Annotated in this window: 16 protein-coding genes; 15 read left to right on the top strand and 1 reads right to left on the bottom strand. The window is 54.5% G+C overall.

Annotated features, from left to right (window positions below):
* The 9 genes from fmt to spoVM all read left to right on the top strand — a co-directional run bounded on the left by fmt (position 1) and on the right by spoVM (position 8,834).
* On the top strand, positions 1–960 hold the full coding sequence (fmt, locus tag GS3922_RS10670; RefSeq protein ID WP_063166341.1) for a methionyl-tRNA formyltransferase: 960 nt from the start codon (positions 1–3) through the stop codon (positions 958–960).
* Positions 947–2,281: a 16S rRNA (cytosine(967)-C(5))-methyltransferase RsmB gene (gene rsmB / locus GS3922_RS10665; protein WP_063166340.1), complete on the top strand. Its 1,335-nt coding sequence runs from the start codon at positions 947–949 to the stop codon at positions 2,279–2,281. The genes fmt and rsmB overlap by 14 nt, the downstream gene beginning before the upstream one ends.
* Positions 2,282–2,283: 2 nt before the next feature.
* Positions 2,284–3,384 (top strand): dual-specificity RNA methyltransferase RlmN, encoded by a 1,101-nt coding sequence (rlmN, locus tag GS3922_RS10660; RefSeq protein WP_063166339.1) that lies wholly within the window; start codon positions 2,284–2,286, stop codon positions 3,382–3,384.
* 5 nt (positions 3,385–3,389) lie between these two features.
* Positions 3,390–4,139, top strand: a complete 750-nt coding sequence (locus tag GS3922_RS10655; RefSeq protein ID WP_063166338.1) for a Stp1/IreP family PP2C-type Ser/Thr phosphatase — start codon at positions 3,390–3,392, stop codon at positions 4,137–4,139.
* 5 nt (positions 4,140–4,144) lie between these two features.
* Complete coding sequence (pknB, locus tag GS3922_RS10650; protein WP_063167381.1) at positions 4,145–6,115, top strand: Stk1 family PASTA domain-containing Ser/Thr kinase; 1,971 nt, start codon at positions 4,145–4,147, stop codon at positions 6,113–6,115.
* A gap of 4 nt (positions 6,116–6,119) precedes the next feature.
* Positions 6,120–7,001: a ribosome small subunit-dependent GTPase A gene (gene rsgA / locus GS3922_RS10645; protein ID WP_063166337.1), complete on the top strand. Its 882-nt coding sequence runs from the start codon at positions 6,120–6,122 to the stop codon at positions 6,999–7,001.
* A 3-nt stretch (positions 7,002–7,004) separates the two neighbouring features.
* Positions 7,005–7,661 (top strand): ribulose-phosphate 3-epimerase, encoded by a 657-nt coding sequence (gene rpe / locus GS3922_RS10640; protein ID WP_063166336.1) that lies wholly within the window; start codon positions 7,005–7,007, stop codon positions 7,659–7,661.
* Between the two features lie 363 nt (positions 7,662–8,024).
* A complete protein-coding gene (locus tag GS3922_RS10635; RefSeq protein WP_063166335.1) occupies positions 8,025–8,672 on the top strand; it encodes a thiamine diphosphokinase in 648 nt (215 codons plus the stop codon).
* Between the two features lie 81 nt (positions 8,673–8,753).
* Complete coding sequence (gene spoVM / locus GS3922_RS10630) at positions 8,754–8,834, top strand: stage V sporulation protein SpoVM (protein WP_017437127.1); 81 nt, start codon at positions 8,754–8,756, stop codon at positions 8,832–8,834.
* Positions 8,835–8,873: 39 nt separating this feature from the next.
* On the opposite strand, the gene rpmB is transcribed toward spoVM, so the two are convergent.
* Positions 8,874–9,059 (bottom strand): 50S ribosomal protein L28, encoded by a 186-nt coding sequence (gene rpmB / locus GS3922_RS10625; protein WP_008878630.1) that lies wholly within the window; start codon positions 9,057–9,059, stop codon positions 8,874–8,876.
* A gap of 229 nt (positions 9,060–9,288) precedes the next feature.
* Here rpmB and GS3922_RS10620 point away from each other — a divergent pair, with 229 nt between their 5' ends.
* The 6 genes from GS3922_RS10620 (at position 9,289) to GS3922_RS10595 (ending at position 16,505) form a co-directional block, all read left to right on the top strand.
* A complete protein-coding gene (locus GS3922_RS10620) occupies positions 9,289–9,651 on the top strand; it encodes an Asp23/Gls24 family envelope stress response protein (RefSeq protein WP_063166334.1) in 363 nt (120 codons plus the stop codon).
* Positions 9,652–9,668: 17 nt separating this feature from the next.
* Positions 9,669–11,339 (top strand): DAK2 domain-containing protein, encoded by a 1,671-nt coding sequence (locus tag GS3922_RS10615; protein WP_063166333.1) that lies wholly within the window; start codon positions 9,669–9,671, stop codon positions 11,337–11,339.
* Between the two features lie 65 nt (positions 11,340–11,404).
* Positions 11,405–12,067, top strand: coding sequence for an L-serine ammonia-lyase, iron-sulfur-dependent subunit beta (sdaAB, locus tag GS3922_RS10610; RefSeq protein ID WP_063166332.1), 663 nt, complete (start codon positions 11,405–11,407; stop codon positions 12,065–12,067).
* 73 nt (positions 12,068–12,140) lie between these two features.
* Positions 12,141–13,025, top strand: coding sequence for an L-serine ammonia-lyase, iron-sulfur-dependent, subunit alpha (gene sdaAA / locus GS3922_RS10605; protein WP_063166331.1), 885 nt, complete (start codon positions 12,141–12,143; stop codon positions 13,023–13,025).
* On the top strand, positions 13,022–15,070 hold the full coding sequence (gene recG / locus GS3922_RS10600) for an ATP-dependent DNA helicase RecG (RefSeq protein WP_063166330.1): 2,049 nt from the start codon (positions 13,022–13,024) through the stop codon (positions 15,068–15,070). The genes sdaAA and recG overlap by 4 nt, the downstream gene beginning before the upstream one ends.
* A gap of 187 nt (positions 15,071–15,257) precedes the next feature.
* A complete protein-coding gene (locus GS3922_RS10595; protein ID WP_063166329.1) occupies positions 15,258–16,505 on the top strand; it encodes an RNA-guided endonuclease InsQ/TnpB family protein in 1,248 nt (415 codons plus the stop codon).
* The last annotated feature ends 2 nt before the right edge of the window (positions 16,506–16,507 follow it).

Raw genomic sequence — 16,507 nt, 5'->3', positions numbered from 1 at the left:
ATGACGAACATTGTCTTTATGGGAACGCCTGACTTTGCCGTGCCGGTTTTGCGGCAGCTGCTTGATGACGGGTATCGGGTTACGGCCGTTGTCACGCAGCCGGACAAGCCGAAAGGGCGGAAGCGCGAGCTCGTTCCGCCCCCGGTGAAAGTGGAGGCTGAGAAGCAGGGCATTCCGGTGCTGCAGCCGGCGAAAATTCGTGAGCCGGAACAATACGAACAAGTGCTGGCGTTCGCGCCTGACTTGATCGTGACGGCGGCGTTTGGGCAAATTTTGCCGAAGGCGCTGCTCGATGCGCCAAAATACGGCTGCATCAATGTTCACGCCTCGCTTCTTCCCGAGCTGCGCGGCGGGGCGCCGATCCATTACGCCATTTGGCAGGGAAAAACGAAAACGGGCGTCACGATCATGTACATGGTCGAGCGTCTCGATGCCGGCGACATGCTGGCGCAAGTCGAGGTGCCGATTGAAGAAACGGATACCGTCGGCACGCTGCATGATAAATTGAGCGCTGCCGGGGCTAAACTATTATCAGAAACGCTCCCGCTTTTACTCGAAGGAACCATCACGCCTGTTCCGCAAGACGAAGAGAAGGCGACATATGCCCCGAATATCCGGCGCGAACAAGAGCGGATTGACTGGACGCAGCCTGGCGAGGTCATTTACAACCATATTCGCGCCTTCTGCCCGTGGCCGGTTACGTATACGACGCACGACGGGAACGTTTGGAAAATCTGGTGGGGCGACAAAGTGCCGGCGCCAAGCCTAGCGCCGCCGGGGACGATTTTGGCGCTTGAGGAGGATGGCATCGTCGTCGCGACCGGCAATGAGACCGCCATTAAAATTACTGAATTGCAGCCGGCCGGCAAAAAGCGGATGGCCGCCGGCGAGTTTTTGCGCGGCGCCGGCAGCCGGCTTGCGGCCGGCATGAAGCTAGGAGAGGACAATGAACGTACGTGAACTTGCTTTAGATACGCTGTTAGCCATCGAACAAAAAGGAGCCTATAGCCACTTGCAGTTGAATGACGCCATCCGGAAAGGGCGTCTTGACGGGCGCGATGCGGCGTTGCTGACGGAAATCGTGTACGGAACGGTGCAGCGGCGCGATACGCTCGACTATTATTTGACGCCGTTTTTGCGCAAGGCGCGCCGGCTCGAGCCATGGGTGCGGGTGCTTCTCCGGCTGACGGTGTACCAAATGGTCTATTTGGACCGCGTCCCGGATCGCGCTGCCATCTTTGAAGCGGTGGAAATCGCCAAGCGGCGCGGCCATCGCGGCATCGCTTCGCTCGTGAACGGCGTTTTGCGCGCCATTGGCCGCGAGGGGCTGCCGTCGCTCGATGCGATTAACGATCCCGGAAAGCGGCTCGCCGTCGCGACAAGCCATCCGGAGTGGCTTGTCCGGCGCTGGATCGAACAATATGGCCTTGAGGAGACGTCGCGCATGTGCGAGATCAATTTGCGCCCGCCGCAATCGACCGCCCGCGTCAACCGGTTGAAGGCAACGGTAGAGGAGGCGCTTGAGCGGCTTGACAACGAAGGAGTGAAGGCCGTTCAAGGTCAACTTGCCCCGGAAGCCATCCGAGCGGAAAAAGGGAATTTGGCCCATACGGAGGCGTTTCGCGCCGGCTGGCTGACGATCCAAGATGAAAGCTCGATGCTCGTTGCCCGGGCGCTCGATCCGGCAGCAGGGGAGCGGGTGCTCGACTGTTGCGCGGCGCCGGGTGGAAAAACGACTCATATCGCCGAACGGATGGACGGCCGCGGCGAAGTGGTCGCCATCGACATTCACGAGCATAAAGTGAAGCTCATTGAACAGCAGGCGCAACGGCTCGGCCTTGACAATATCACGGCGCTCGCCCTTGACAGCCGCCGGCTCGGCGAGCGGTTCGCTCCCGAGTCGTTTGACCGCATTTTAGTCGATGCGCCGTGCACCGGGTTCGGCGTCATCCGCCGCAAACCGGAGATCAAGTATACGAAAGGGAAAGACGATGTCGCGGCGCTTGTCGACATTCAGCAAGCCATTTTGCGGGCGGCCGCCCCGCTGTTGAAAAAAGGGGGCGCGCTTGTTTACAGCACATGTACAGTCGAGCGCGAGGAAAATGAAGAAGCCGTTGCCCGCTTTTTGGCCGATCATCCGGACTTTTCACTTGACGACCGTCTCGCCGAGCGGCTGCCGGAAGCGGTGCGGCCGCATGTGAAAGGCGGCATGCTGCAGCTGTTGCCGCACGATTTTGACTCTGACGGGTTTTTTATCGCCCGGTTACGAAAGAAGGGGTAAAAATGGAAATCACTCATACAGCTGCCCGCCGGCCCGCCGGCGAAGCGCAGCTGCCAACCTTGCCGTCAATTTACTCGCTGACGCTTGACGAATGGAAGGAATGGCTCGTCGCTCACGGTGAAAAGCCGTTTCGCGCCACGCAAATTTATGAGTGGCTGTACGAAAAGCGCGTCACCGACTTTGCTGAGATGACGAACTTGCCCAAACGGCTGCGCGAACAGCTCGCCGCGTCGTTTTCCATCACCACATTGAAAACGATCGTGAAACAAACATCGAAAGATGGGACGATCAAATTTTTGTTCGAGCTGCATGACGGCTATTCGATCGAGACGGTGCTCATGCGCCATAACTACGGGAATTCCGTATGCGTGACGACGCAAGTCGGCTGCCGCATCGGCTGCACGTTTTGCGCCTCGACGCTCGGCGGGCTGAAACGCCATTTAGAGGCGGGCGAAATCGTCGCCCAAGTCGTGCAAGTGCAAAAGGCGCTCGATGAAACCGAGGAGCGCGTCAGCAGCATCGTCGTGATGGGCATCGGTGAGCCGTTTGACAATTATGATGCGCTCATCAAGTTTCTGCGCATTGTCAACCATCCGAAAGGGCTGAACATCGGTGCCCGCCATATTACTGTTTCCACGAGCGGCATCATCCCAAAAATTTACCAATTTGCTGATGAAGGGATGCAAGTGAATTTCGCCATCTCGCTGCACGCGCCGACGACCGAGCTGCGGACGAAGCTCATGCCGATCAATAAGGCGTATCCGCTGCCGAAGCTGATGGAGGCAGTTCGGTATTACATTGAAAAGACGGGGCGGCGCGTCACGTTTGAATATGGGCTGTTCGGCGGGGTGAATGACCAGCTCGAGCATGCTGAGCAGCTAGCTGAGCTGCTGAAAGGGCTGAAATGCCATGTGAACTTAATTCCGGTCAACTACGTACCGGAGCGCAACTATGTGCGCACGCCGCGCAGTCAAATTTTCGCCTTTGAACGGGCGTTGAAAAAACATGGAATTAACGTGACCATTCGTCGCGAACACGGACATGACATCGATGCCGCCTGCGGACAGCTTCGCGCGAAGGAGCGAAAAGAAGAGACGAGGTGAATCGGATGCGAGCCGTTTTCCGAACCGATATCGGGCAAATTCGCGAACATAACGAAGACAGCGGCGGCGTGTTTGTCAATCAAAGCGGCCAATATTTAGCGGTCGTCGCCGACGGGATGGGCGGTCACCGCGCCGGCGATGTGGCCAGCTCGATGGCGGTGGCGTATTTGCAGGCGCAGTGGGAGGAAGCGCCCGGCCTTTCGTCGCCGGCCGAGGCCGAGCAATGGCTAAAGACGCAGATTGAGGCGGCCAACGCCCAGCTGTTTCGGCATGCGCTTTCCCACCCGGAGTGCCAAGGGATGGGGACGACGGTTGTCGGCGCGATTTGCGCCGGCCCGTTTGTTACGATCGCCCATATTGGCGACAGCCGCTGCTATTTGCTGAATCAAAACGGAATCCAGCAGCTGACGGATGACCACTCCCTTGTCAATGAGCTTGTCAAAAGCGGCCAAATTTCCAAGGAAGATGCCGAGCACCACCCGCGCAAAAATGTGCTCTTGCGGGCGCTTGGCACCGAACCGGCGGTGAAGATCGATGTCAAAACCGTCGCCATTGACGACGGCGACATGCTTCTTTTATGTTCGGACGGGTTGTCAAACAAAGTGCCGGAAGCAGACATCGTACATATTTTGACAGGCAGCGGCACGCTCGAGGAGAAGGCCGAGGTGCTCATCGGTTTGGCGAACGAGCGGGGCGGAGAAGATAACATTTCGCTGGCGGTCATCGATTTTTCAGCGGAACGTGAAGGTGGGTGATCAGCGTGCTCATTGGAAAACGATTGAATGATCGCTATAAAATCATCAGCCTCGTCGGCGGCGGCGGCATGGCCAACGTCTATTTAGCCCGCGACATCATTTTGGAACGCGATGTCGCTGTCAAAGTGCTTCGCCTTGATTTTGCCAACGATGACCAATTTATTAAACGGTTTCGCCGTGAAGCGCAGGCGGCAACGAGCTTAAACCATGAACATATCGTCTCCATTTATGACGTCGGTGAAGAGGAAGGCGTCTATTATATCGTCATGGAGTATGTGCGCGGCTCGACGCTCAAGCAATACATTCAGCAGCACGCCCCGCTTCCGGTCGAACAGGCGCTCCGCATCATGGACCAGCTGACCTCAGCGATCGCCCATGCGCATGAGAACGGCATCATCCACCGCGACATTAAACCGCAAAATATTTTGATCGATGAGCATGGCAATGTGAAAGTCACCGACTTCGGCATCGCTGTAGCGCTGAGCGGGACGACGATCACACAAACGAATTCAGTGCTCGGTTCGGTTCATTATTTGTCGCCGGAACAGGCGCGCGGCGGCATCGCCACGGAAAAGTCGGACGTGTATTCACTTGGCATCGTCATGTTTGAACTCGTCACCGGCCGGCTGCCATTTTCCGGCGAATCGGCCGTTTCGATCGTGCTAAAGCACTTGCAGGGGGAAACGCCGTCGCCGAAGGCGTGGAATCCGGAGATTCCGCAAAGCGTGGAAAACATTATTTTAAAAGCGATGGCGAAAGATCCGTTTTATCGCTATCCATCCGCGCGTGAAATGAACGAGGATATCCGGACGGCGCTTGATCCAAGCCGGCGCAATGAGGCGAAGTTTACGATTCCCGATGATGACGAAGAGGCGACGAAAGCCATTCCGATTATAAAACGACCGGAAAGCGCGGCGCTAGAGCAAGAGACGCTCGTTTATGAGGAAAAAGCGAACGAACCGGTGAAGGCGGACGACGGGCTGAAGCCGAAACGGAAGCGGGCGTGGCTCGCCTGGCTTGCGGCTGCCTTGCTGCTGTTAGGCGCAGCTGGCGTAAGCGCGCTGACTTGGATTCCAGATCTTGTCTTTCCGAAAGACGTGACCATGCCTGATGTCATCAATAAAGATTACGATGAAGCCGTTGAACAGCTGTCGGCGCTCGGCCTCGAAATTAAGGATACGATCGATGTGGAAGATGATAAAATAGAAGAAGGAAAAGTCGTGCGCACCGATCCGGAAGCCGGCATGACGGTGAAGCCGGGGGCCGGCGTCGTTATTTATAAGAGTGTCGGAAAAAAGAAAATCGAATTTCCGAGCTTTATTGGCGATGATATTTCGGTGGCGGAAGAGGAGTTGCGCGCCGAAGGATTTACCCGCATTACGCGCAATGGCCGCTACAGCGACAAACCGGAAGGGACGATTTTGGATCAATACCCGTACGCCGGCGATGAAGTCGTACCGGATGAAACAGAAGTCATGTTTACCGTCAGCTTAGGGCCGGAAAAAGTGAAGCTCAAAGATTTGACCGGCTACACAGAGAAGAGCGTGCGCGACTACGGCGAAGACCAAGGGCTGCGCATCGAAGTGGCGTATGAATATTCCGATGATGTGTCGGAAGGGCTTGTCATTTCGCAAACGCCGGCGGCAGGCGAACAGGTGGCAAAAGGTGAAACCATCACGGTCGTTATTTCCCGCGGTCCGGAGCCGAAGCCGTCAAAAACGGTGATTAAAGACATCGCCATTCCGTACGAACCGGCGGAAAACGGGCAAATGGTCGAAGCGCAGCTGTACATTCAAGACGCCAACCATAATATGACAACGCCATATAAAACGTATCGGCTGACACATCCGGTGACAGAGACGGTTGAGTTTGAAATTCCGTATGGGGAGACGGCCTATTACCGCGTCATTGTCAACAATGTCGTCAAAGATGAAGGGGCGATTCCGTATCCAGAAAACGGCGGGAAAAAGGAGTGAAGCTATGGCAGAAGGGCAAATCATTAAAGCGTTGAGCGGGTTTTACTATGTCCTGTCCGAAGGCAGCGTGTTTCAATGCCGGGGGCGCGGCGTGTTTCGTAAGCAAAAAGTGACGCCGCTTGTCGGCGACCGCGTCGTCTTTACGGCGACGGGCGAGACGGAAGGCTATATTTTGGAAATTTGTGAACGGCAAAATGAATTGGTGCGGCCGCCGATCTCTAACGTCGAACAGGCGATCTTAGTTTTTTCTGCTGTAAGCCCGGATTTCAGTGCCAAGCTGCTTGACCGCTTTCTCGTCTTAGTCGAGTCAAAGAACATCACCCCGATCATTGTCATTAGCAAAATCGATTTGCTTGACGGCGGGGCGAGAGAGACGATCGCCCGATATGTGCGCGATTACCGGCGCATCGGCTATGAGGTGATTGAGACGTCGGCGGTGACAAAAGGGGGTCTCGACGAGCTGGCCTCGCATCTTTGCGGCCGCGTCTCCGTCGTCGCCGGGCAGTCGGGCGTCGGCAAGTCATCGCTGCTAAACGCACTCCGCCCGGACTTGCAGCTAAAAACGGGCGATATTTCCACCCATTTAGGGCGCGGCAAACATACGACCCGCCATGTTGAACTGCTTGAGGTTGCCGGCGGGCTCGTTGCCGATACTCCCGGGTTTAGCGCGCTTGAGTTGGATCAGATTGAACTTGATGAGTTGCCGCATTATTTTCCGGAATTCCGGGTGTACGGAGAAGGGTGCAAGTTCCGCGGCTGCCTCCACGTCGCTGAACCGAAATGCGCGGTGCGCGAAGCGGCGGCGGCCGGGGACATCGCACCGTACCGCTATGACCATTATTTAAGTTTTGTCGCTGAAATGAAAGAACGAAAGCCGAGGTATTGAACAATGATCCGAATTGCGCCATCGATTTTATCGGCCGATTTTGCCCGCCTGGCCGAGGAGATTCGTTCTGTGGAAGAAGGCGGAGCCGACTGGATTCATGTTGACGTGATGGACGGACACTTTGTGCCGAACTTGACGCTTGGTCCGCCGATTGTGGCCGCCATTCGTCCGGTGACGAAGCTGCCGCTGGACGTCCATTTAATGATCACTGACCCGGACCGGTATATTCCGGCGTTTGCCGAGGCTGGGGCGGATCTCATTTCCGTCCATGTCGAGGCGTGCGTACATTTGCACCGGACGATCCAGTTGATTAAAGAACAAGGGGCGAAAGCCGGAGTGGTGTTAAACCCGCATACGCCGGTTGATATGATCCGCCATGTCATGGCCGAGGTGGATCTCGTCTTATTGATGACGGTCAACCCAGGATTTGGCGGACAGGCGTTTATTCCGGCCGTGGTGCCGAAAATCCGCGAGGTCGCCCGGCTCGCTAATGAGCAAAACAAGGCGATCGACATTGAGGTCGACGGCGGCGTCAATGCGAAGACGGCGCCGCTTTGCGTCGAAGCGGGGGCGAACGTGCTTGTCGCTGGGTCCGCCATTTACAATGATCCCGACCGGGCGGCCGCCATTCGCGCCCTCCGTGAAGCGTGCGCCAAATAGCGCCAGAGGCGGCGCCCAACGCCCTATAGACCGATTCCTATTTGAGCCGCCGCAAACGGCGGTAGGCGGCAAGCCTGCCTTTTGGCAACCAACGGGTTAACGTAATTTCCGAAAGAACTCTCCCGCCTCAAGGAACGTGAAGGGCACAGCCCAGTGAGCAGGCGGGAGATGAATGTCGGTTGGCGATCGCCAACTGATGTAGTCATCTATTGTTAGAACGAACGCCTTCGGAGCGTAAGGAAAGCGTAAAGGGTTCTTGTGCGTGGCTTACCGTTCGGCGAACACGCACAAGTCGCTTGAAGCCTCCACCTCTAAGCGAAGCGTAGGTGGCGGGGAGTTCACGGAATAAAAAGGGGGGAGAGAATGATCATCCATATCGTCGGCGGCGGCCCGCGCGAGCTTCTCCCTGACTTGCGCTTGTATGACGGAGAAGACGTGTGCTGGGTCGGCGTCGATCGCGGCACAGCAGCGCTGCTTGAGGCAGGTTTTCGGCCGGTGCGGGCGTTTGGCGACTTCGATTCACTGTCGGCCGGGGACGTTGCCAAGCTGCAGCAGGCGTTTCCTCATCTTGACGTATGGCCGGCGGAAAAAGACAAAACCGATATGGAGATCGCCCTCGATTGGGCGGTGGAACAAACAACCCGCTGCATCCGCTTGTTCGGCGCGACCGGCGGACGGCTCGATCATTTGTTCGGAAACGTCGAACTGCTGTTGAAATACGCCGGCCGGCCGATTGAAATCGTCGACCGGCAAAACGTGCTGACCGTTCATCTGCCCGGCACATACACGGTCGCACATGACGCGCGGTACCGCTACGTATCGTACATCCCGGTTTCCGAAACGGTGGCCGAACTCACGCTCATCGGATTTAAATATCCGTTAACGAATTGTCATATTTCCCGCGGCTCGACACTATGTATTAGTAACGAACTTATCCAATCTTCCGGTACTTTTTCGTTTTCTGAAGGCATATTAATGATGATAAGGAGCAGCGATTCCAGCTGCCCGTAGTCGCGATTGGCCAATTCGGGAATATACTGGATAAGGAAATGGCGGGAAGCTCGTTACGATGGGTGTGAGGAGGGAATCGGGATGAAGTTTTATACCATTAAGCTGCCGAAGTTTTTAGGCGGGATTGTGCGGGCGATGTTGAACGCATTCAAAAAAGGATAAGAAAAAAGCACCATTTTTGGTGCTTTTTTTGTTGAATGGTTAGACGCGCTTAATTTTCCCGGATTTCAGTGCCCGCGCCGAAACCCAGACGCGTTTCGGTTTGCCGTCGACTAAAATGCGCACTTTCTGCAAGTTGGCTTTCCACGTGCGGCGGTTGGCATTCATAGCGTGTGAACGCGTGTTGCCGAACGATTTTTTCTTGCCGGTGACAAAGCATTTCGCCATTTGTTTTCCCTCCTTGCTTTAACATCCCTCTAAAAACACTATTATAATTTATCATACAACCGAAGGGATTGCAATAGACACGCCTTTTCCCTTTCAAGAAAATGGCCTTGACATCTATTCACGTTTTCGGCTAAATAATACTAGTGGGCGGCCGGAGCGCTTTGAAAACGGTAAGCATTATAGTACAATAAAGGTAGCTGTGCGATGATACGAAAAAGGGGGAACGAGCATGTCGATCGAATGGCAAACAAAATACGGGCGCATTGAAATCGCCAATGAAGTCATTGCCATGATTGCGGGGGGAGCAGCCGTCGATTGCTACGGCATTGTTGGGATGGCGTCCAAAAACCAAATTCGCGACGGGTTGTCGGAAATTTTGCGCCGCGAAAACTTCTCCAAAGGGGTCATCGTCCGGGAGGAAAACGGCGAAGTACATATCGATATGTACATCATCGTCAGCTACGGGACGAAAATTTCCGAAGTCGCCCATAACGTGCAGTCAAAAGTGAAGTATACGCTCGACCAAACGCTCGGGTTGGCGGTTCAGTCGATCAACATTTACGTTCAAGGGGTTCGGGTGACGAATCCGTAGTAAGGAGGAATTAGTCGGTGACAATGAGGACGCTTGACGGAAGACGGTTTGCCGATATGGTGCAGCAAGGGGCTGCCCACTTAGCGGACAACGCCAAAGCGGTCGATGCGCTGAACGTCTTTCCGGTTCCAGATGGTGATACGGGAACAAACATGAACTTGTCGATGACGTCCGGGGCGAAAGAAGTGAAGGCGAACGTCTCCGACCATATCGGCAACGTCGCCGCGGCGCTGGCGAAAGGATTGTTGATGGGGGCGCGCGGCAATTCCGGCGTCATTTTGTCGCAGCTGTTCCGCGGGTTTGCCAAGGCGGTCGAAGGCAAACAACAAGTGGACGGCTTCGAATTTGCCGCTGCTTTGCAAGCGGGGGTCGATACGGCTTACAAGGCGGTCATGAAGCCGGTCGAAGGGACGATTCTCACCGTTGCCAAAGAAGCGGCGCGCAAAGCGATTGAAGTGGCGAAAAAAGAGCGCGACGTCGCCGCGGTGATGGAAGCGGCGCTTATCGAGGCCAAGGCAGCATTGCAGCGCACGCCGGAGCTGCTGCCCGTCCTAAAGGAAGTCGGGGTTGTCGACAGTGGCGGCCAAGGGCTCGTATATGTGTACGAAGGGTTTCTCGCCGCCTTGAAAGGGGAGACGATCTCAACGGCGCGCGCCGAAGTGTCGATGGACGATTTGGTGAAAATGGCGCACCATCAAAGCGCGCAAAGCCATATTCACACCGATGACATCGAATTTGGCTATTGCACGGAATTTATGGTTCGCTTTGAGGCGGACAAGCTGGCGCGGCATCCGTTTTCCGAAGAAACGTTTCGCCGCGAGCTGAGCCAGTTTGGCGACTCGCTGCTTGTGGTCGCTGACGACGAGCTTGTCAAAGTGCACATTCATTCGGAAACGCCGGGTGACGTATTGACTTACGGCCAGCGCTATGGAAGCTTAATCAACATTAAAATTGAAAACATGCGCGAGCAGCATGCCCGCATCGTCGGCAAAGAGGCGGAAACGCCGTCCCGCGCCGCTGCGGAGGAAGCGAAGCCATACGGCATCGTCACGGTGGCGATGGGCGCCGGCGTGGCCGAACTGTTTCGAGGCCTCGGTGCGCACGCGGTCATTGAAGGCGGGCAGACGATGAATCCAAGCACGGAAGAAATCGCCGACGCCATCCGCCGCGCCAACGCGGAAACGGTGTTTGTGTTGCCGAACAACAAAAACGTTGTGATGGCGGCCAAGCAGGCGGCGGAACTTTCGGAACGGCGCGTGATTGTCATCCCGTCGAAAACCGTTCCGCAAGGTATGGCGGCGCTTTTAGCCTTCAGTCCGGCGCAATCGGCTGAGCAAAATGAACGGGCGATGATGGCGGCGCTTTCAAAGGTGAAAACAGGGCAAGTGACGGTTTCCGTGCGCGATACAACGATCGATGGCATCGAGATTCAAAAAGGCGATTACATGGGACTGTTTGACGACCGCATTATCGTCGCCGACAAGGACAAGATCGCGGTCACGAAGCAGCTGCTTGACGCGCTGATCGACGAGGAAAGCGAAATCGTCACCATCCTATACGGTGAAGATGCGACCGAAGTGGAAGTGGAAACGATCGTTGCCTATCTTGAAAAGGAACATGACGAAGTGGAAGTCGAAGTGCATAACGGCCAACAGCCGCTATACCCGTTTGTCATTTCTGTTGAGTAATATGGTAAGATAATAGAAGGGAGAATTCCCTTCTATATTTTTCTACACGAACGGGGGTCGCAGCGATGAAATACAAAAGCGTCTTTGATATTATCGGTCCGGTGATGGTGGGGCCTTCGAGCTCGCATACGGCGGGGGCGGCGCGCATCGGCCTTGTCGCGCGCAAGCTGTTCGGCAGAAAACCGGCGTGGGCGCGCATTTCGTTTTACGGCTCGTTTGCTGAAACGTACCGCGGTCACGGCACCGATGTCGCCATCGTCGCCGGGCTGCTCGGTTTTGACACGTTTGATGACCGCCTGCCGAACGCGCTTGAGATCGCCCGCATCGAAGGGCTCGATGTATCCTTTTTCACCGAGGAGGCGATTCCGCATCATCCGAATACGGCGCGTCTGCGGATTGGCGATGACAGGGGAAAACTCGAGCTTGTCGGTGTTTCCATCGGCGGGGGGAAAATCGAAATCGTCGAGTTGAACGGCTTTGACTTGAAGTTGTCCGGCCACCATCCGGCGCTATTAATCATGCATAATGACCGCTACGGGACGATTGGGGCAGTGGCCAGCGCGTTGGCGAGGCATGCGATTAACATCGGCCATATGGAAGTGTCGCGCAAGGAAAAGGGGAAAGAGGCGTTGATGACGATCGAGGTCGATCAGCCGCTGACAGATGACCTTATTCAGGAATTGGAACAGCTGCCGAACATCATTCAAGTCACAAAGCTTGTCGACTAATCAAGAAAGCGGTTGCGAGTGGGAGCAAGGTTAAACAACAGCGTGGCTTTGCTAGGAAAGGATGGGATAACGAATGTTTCGCAATGTCGCTGAGCTTGTCGAGCTAGCCGAAAAAGAGCAAATCAAAATTGCTGAAGTGATGATCCGCCAAGAAGTAGAGGTGAGCGGGCGCAGCCGGGAAGAGATTGTCGCGCAAATGGATCGGCATCTTGAGGTGATGGAGCGGGCGGTCGAGAGAGGGCTGCAAGGGGTCGTGTCCCGCTCCGGGTTGACCGGCGGCGATGCGATGCGGATGCAACGCTATATTGAGGCGGGCCGGTTTTTGTCAGGGGAAACGATTTTGGATGCCGTCAGCAAAGCGATGGCGACAAACGAAGTGAACGCGGCAATGGGCGTCATTTGCGCTACACCGACAGCGGGCTCGGCCGGCGTCGTCCCGGGGACGCTGTTTGCGGTAAAAGAAAAATTGCAGCCGTCAAGAAAGGAAATGATCGAATTTTTGTTTACGGCCGGAGCGTTTGGGTATGTCGTCGCCAATAACGCGTCCATTTCCGGCGCTGCCGGCGGCTGCCAGGCCGAGGTCGGCTCAGCGGCCGGCATGGCTGCCGCCGCGCTTGTCGAGCTGGCTGGTGGGACGCCAAGCCAAGCGGCGGAAGCGATGGCGATCGCGTTAAAAAATATGCTTGGATTGGTTTGTGATCCTGTCGCTGGCCTTGTTGAAGTGCCATGTGTGAAGCGGAACGCCATGGGGGCGGCCAACGCCATGATTGCCGCCGATATGGCGCTAGCCGGCATCAAAAGCCGCATTCCATGCGACGAAGTGATCGAAGCGATGTATCGCATCGGTGCGGCCATGCCGGTAGCGCTCAAAGAAACTGCGCAAGGGGGGCTGGCCGCCACGCCGACAGGCCGCGCCATTGCGGCCCGCATTTTCGGCGCTGCTGCGGCAACAAAGTGAATGAAATGATGCAACAACCGGTGACAGCGGTCAAAGGCATCGGCGAAGAAACGGCGGCCGCGCTCGCCGACCTCGGCATCGCGACGGTCGGCGAGCTGCTTAGCTACGCGCCGTACCGATACGATGATTACGAACAAAAAGATTTGGCCGCCGTCCGTCATGAAGAAAAGGTGACGGTGGAAGGGAAAGTGCATAGCGCTCCGCTTTTGACGTATTACGGAAAAAAAAAGTCGCGCCTTTCCTTTCGGCTGTTGGCCGGCCGCTATTTGGTCACCGTCGTTTGCTTTAACCGCCCGTATTTGAAGGAAAAAATCGCTTTAAACGAAACAGTGACGGTCATCGGCAAATGGGATCGGCATCGGCAGACGATCAACGCATATGAGCTCCGGTTCGGGGCGGCTCCGGAGGCGGCCGGCATTGAGCCGGTCTATTCGGTGCGCAGCCCGCTGACGGTCAAATCGATGCGCCGGCTGATCAAGTCAGCGTTCGCCCAGTTCGGCGCGCATATTCCTGACTTGCTGCCGACCGCCTTGCGCCGGGCCTACCGCCTCGTTGACAAACAAGAGGCGGTTCGGGCCCTTCATTTTCCGCGTTCGCGCGAAGAGCTGCATCAGGCGCGGCGCCGGCTCGTCTATGAAGAGTTTTTGCTTTATCAATTGAAAATGCAGGCATTAAGGAAGATTATGCGCGACGAACGGCGCGGCATCATCCATTCGTTTTCGGAAGAGCAGGTCGCCTCGTTTGTTTCCGGGTTGCCGTTTTCATTAACGAACGCCCAGCGGCGCGTCATCGGAGAAATTTTGGCCGACATGCGGGCGCCAAGGCAAATGAACCGGCTCTTGCAAGGCGACGTCGGCTCTGGCAAGACGGTCGTCGCCGCGGTTGCGCTTTATGCCGCCGTGCTGTCCGGGTTCCAAGGAGCGTTGATGGTGCCGACGGAAATTTTAGCTGAACAGCACGCCCGCTCGCTCGCTGCACTGCTTGCTCATACGGGCGTGACCGCCGCGCTCCTCACAAGCTCGGTGAAAGGAAAACGGCGCAAAGAGTTGCTTGCGGAGTTAGAGAACGGGATGGTGGATATTGTCATCGGCACGCACGCCTTAATTCAAGAAGGGGTGCAGTTCCGCCGGCTCGGTCTCGTCATCACCGATGAACAGCACCGGTTCGGCGTCGAGCAGCGCCGCATCCTGCGCGAGAAAGGGCACGCACCGGATGTGTTGATGATGACGGCGACGCCAATTCCGCGGACGCTCGCTATCACAGCGTTTGGCGATATGGATGTCTCGGTGCTTGATGAAATGCCAGCCGGACGGAAAAAAGTGGAGACATATTGGGTGAAGCATAATCAGTTTGCCCGCGTGCTCGATTTTATGGAAAACGAACTGCGCCGCGGCCATCAAGCGTACGTCATTTGCCCGCTCATTGAAGAGTCGGAAAAATTGGATGTGCAAAACGCCATTGATGTCCATAGCCAGCTCGTCCACTACTATCGCGGGAAATACGAAGTCGGTCTCATGCACGGCCGGCTGTCGGCCGATGAAAAAGAAGCGGTCATGCGGGCGTTCAGCGAAAACCGCATTCACATCCTTGTTTCAACGACGGTCGTCGAAGTCGGGGTGAACGTGCCGAACGCCACGGTGATGGTCATTTATGATGCCGAGCGGTTCGGGCTTGCCCAGCTTCACCAGTTGCGCGGCCGGGTCGGACGCGGCGACGCCCAGTCGTACTGCATTTTAATCGCTGACCCGAAGTCGGAAATCGGCAAAGAACGAATGCATATTATGACGGAAACGGCGGACGGGTTCGTGCTTGCGGAAAAAGACCTAGAGCTGCGCGGACCGGGCGATTTTTTCGGCACGAAGCAAAGCGGGCTTCCGGAATTCCGGTTCGGCGACCCAGTGCATGATTACCGCATTTTAGAAGTCGCTCGCCGCGATGCGGCCAAGCTCGTTTCATCCGCCGCGTTTTGGCGCGACGAGATGTACGCCGGGTTGCGCGCCGAGCTGGAAGCGTCCGGCGTGCTCGACGGGGAAAAGTTAGATTAATAGGCGAGCGAAGCGGCCGGCGCGCATGCGCGCCCCGCTGTTTTTTATCTTAATTAGGCGAGAAGACTCCCACTTCAACGAAGCGAAGCGGAGTAAGTGGGAGATGAATCGCCTTAACTATATTTTGCTGAAAATAGGATAGATTCAGTAAAATATAGTATCATATAGTTAGATGGGAGGTGAAAACATGTATTTTTGTATCAAACAACAGCTAAATGGTTTGACCAAAGAAGAATACTTGACTCTTCGAGAACTGTGCCATATTGCCAAGAACATGTACAACGTCGGATTGTACAATGTCAGACAATACTATTTTGAACACAAGGAATTTCTTAATTATGAGAAAAACGATCATCTTGCAAAAACTAACGAAAACTATAAGCTGTTAAACAGCAACATGGCACAGCAAATTTTAAAAAAGGTCAATGAAGCCTTTAAATCTTTCTTTGGTTTGATCAGTCTTGCCAAACAAGGAAAATATGACCACAAGGCTATCAGTATTCCAAAATATCTTAAAAAAGATGGCTTTCATTCACTGATCATTGGCCAGATTCGTATAGACGGCAACAAATTCACGATACCGTATTCTCGCCTATTTAAAAAGACTCACAAGCCTATCACGATAACGATTCCGCCTGTGTTGCTGGACAAAAAGATTAAGCAGATTGAAATCATTCCTAAGCATCATGCCAGGTTCTTTGAGATTCAGTACAAATATGAAATGCCTGAAGATCAAAGAGAATTAAATGACCAAAAAGCACTGGCCATTGATTTAGGATTAAACAATCTTGCCACTTGTGTCACATCAGACGGCAGATCATTCATCATTGATGGGCGGAGATTAAAAAGTATAAATCAATGGTTTAACAAAGAAAATGCCAGACTTCAAAGCATAAAAGATAAGCAAAAAATCAAAGGCACCACTCGTAAACAGGCTTTGCTTGCTATGAATCGCAATAATAAAGTGAATGATTATATCAACAAGACTTGCCGTTACATCATTAACTACTGTATTGAAAATCAAATTGGCAAACTTGTCATTGGCTATGCGGAAACATTACAACGCAATATTAATCTAGGAAAAAAGACAAATCAAAACTTTGTCAATATTCCTCTCGGTAACATAAAAGAAAAATTAGAATATCTTTGTGAATTTTACGGCATTGAATTCTTGAAACAGGAAGAATCATATACGTCTCAAGCCAGCTTTTTTGACGGCGATGAGATTCCTGAATATAATGCCGACAATCCAAAAGAATATAAGTTCAGCGGCAAACGTATTAAGCGCGGCTTGTATCGAACAAAGTCTGGCAAACTAATTAATGCTGATGTCAATGGCGCATTAAACATCTTAAAGAAAAGTAAAGCTGTAGACCTGAGTGTCTTATGCTCTAGCGGCGAAGTGGACACGCCTCAAAGAATAAGGATTGCTTGAAG

It is taken from the genome of Geobacillus subterraneus (genome assembly GCF_001618685.1).
Classification (GTDB): Bacteria; Bacillota; Bacilli; order Bacillales; family Anoxybacillaceae; genus Geobacillus; species Geobacillus subterraneus.
Note: the sequence above shows the minus strand (reverse complement) of the source record. Positions and strands in the feature narration are given on the sequence as shown.

What these genes read in the sequence shown, in the direction of transcription:
- fmt (WP_063166341.1), top strand. Translation starts at nt 1, where the DNA reads ATGACGAACATTGTCTTTATGGGAACGCCTGACTTTGCCGTGCCGGTT.
- rsmB (WP_063166340.1), top strand. Translation starts at nt 947, where the DNA reads ATGAACGTACGTGAACTTGCTTTAGATACGCTGTTAGCCATCGAACAA.
- rlmN (WP_063166339.1), top strand. Translation starts at nt 2,284, where the DNA reads ATGGAAATCACTCATACAGCTGCCCGCCGGCCCGCCGGCGAAGCGCAG.
- GS3922_RS10655 (WP_063166338.1), top strand. Translation starts at nt 3,390, where the DNA reads ATGCGAGCCGTTTTCCGAACCGATATCGGGCAAATTCGCGAACATAAC.
- rsgA (WP_063166337.1), top strand. Translation starts at nt 6,120, where the DNA reads ATGGCAGAAGGGCAAATCATTAAAGCGTTGAGCGGGTTTTACTATGTC.
- rpe (WP_063166336.1), top strand. Translation starts at nt 7,005, where the DNA reads ATGATCCGAATTGCGCCATCGATTTTATCGGCCGATTTTGCCCGCCTG.
- GS3922_RS10635 (WP_063166335.1), top strand. Translation starts at nt 8,025, where the DNA reads ATGATCATCCATATCGTCGGCGGCGGCCCGCGCGAGCTTCTCCCTGAC.
- spoVM (WP_017437127.1), top strand. Translation starts at nt 8,754, where the DNA reads ATGAAGTTTTATACCATTAAGCTGCCGAAGTTTTTAGGCGGGATTGTG.
- rpmB (WP_008878630.1), bottom strand. Translation starts at nt 9,059, where the DNA reads ATGGCGAAATGCTTTGTCACCGGCAAGAAAAAATCGTTCGGCAACACG.
- GS3922_RS10620 (WP_063166334.1), top strand. Translation starts at nt 9,289, where the DNA reads ATGTCGATCGAATGGCAAACAAAATACGGGCGCATTGAAATCGCCAAT.
- sdaAB (WP_063166332.1), top strand. Translation starts at nt 11,405, where the DNA reads ATGAAATACAAAAGCGTCTTTGATATTATCGGTCCGGTGATGGTGGGG.
- sdaAA (WP_063166331.1), top strand. Translation starts at nt 12,141, where the DNA reads ATGTTTCGCAATGTCGCTGAGCTTGTCGAGCTAGCCGAAAAAGAGCAA.
- GS3922_RS10595 (WP_063166329.1), top strand. Translation starts at nt 15,258, where the DNA reads ATGTATTTTTGTATCAAACAACAGCTAAATGGTTTGACCAAAGAAGAA.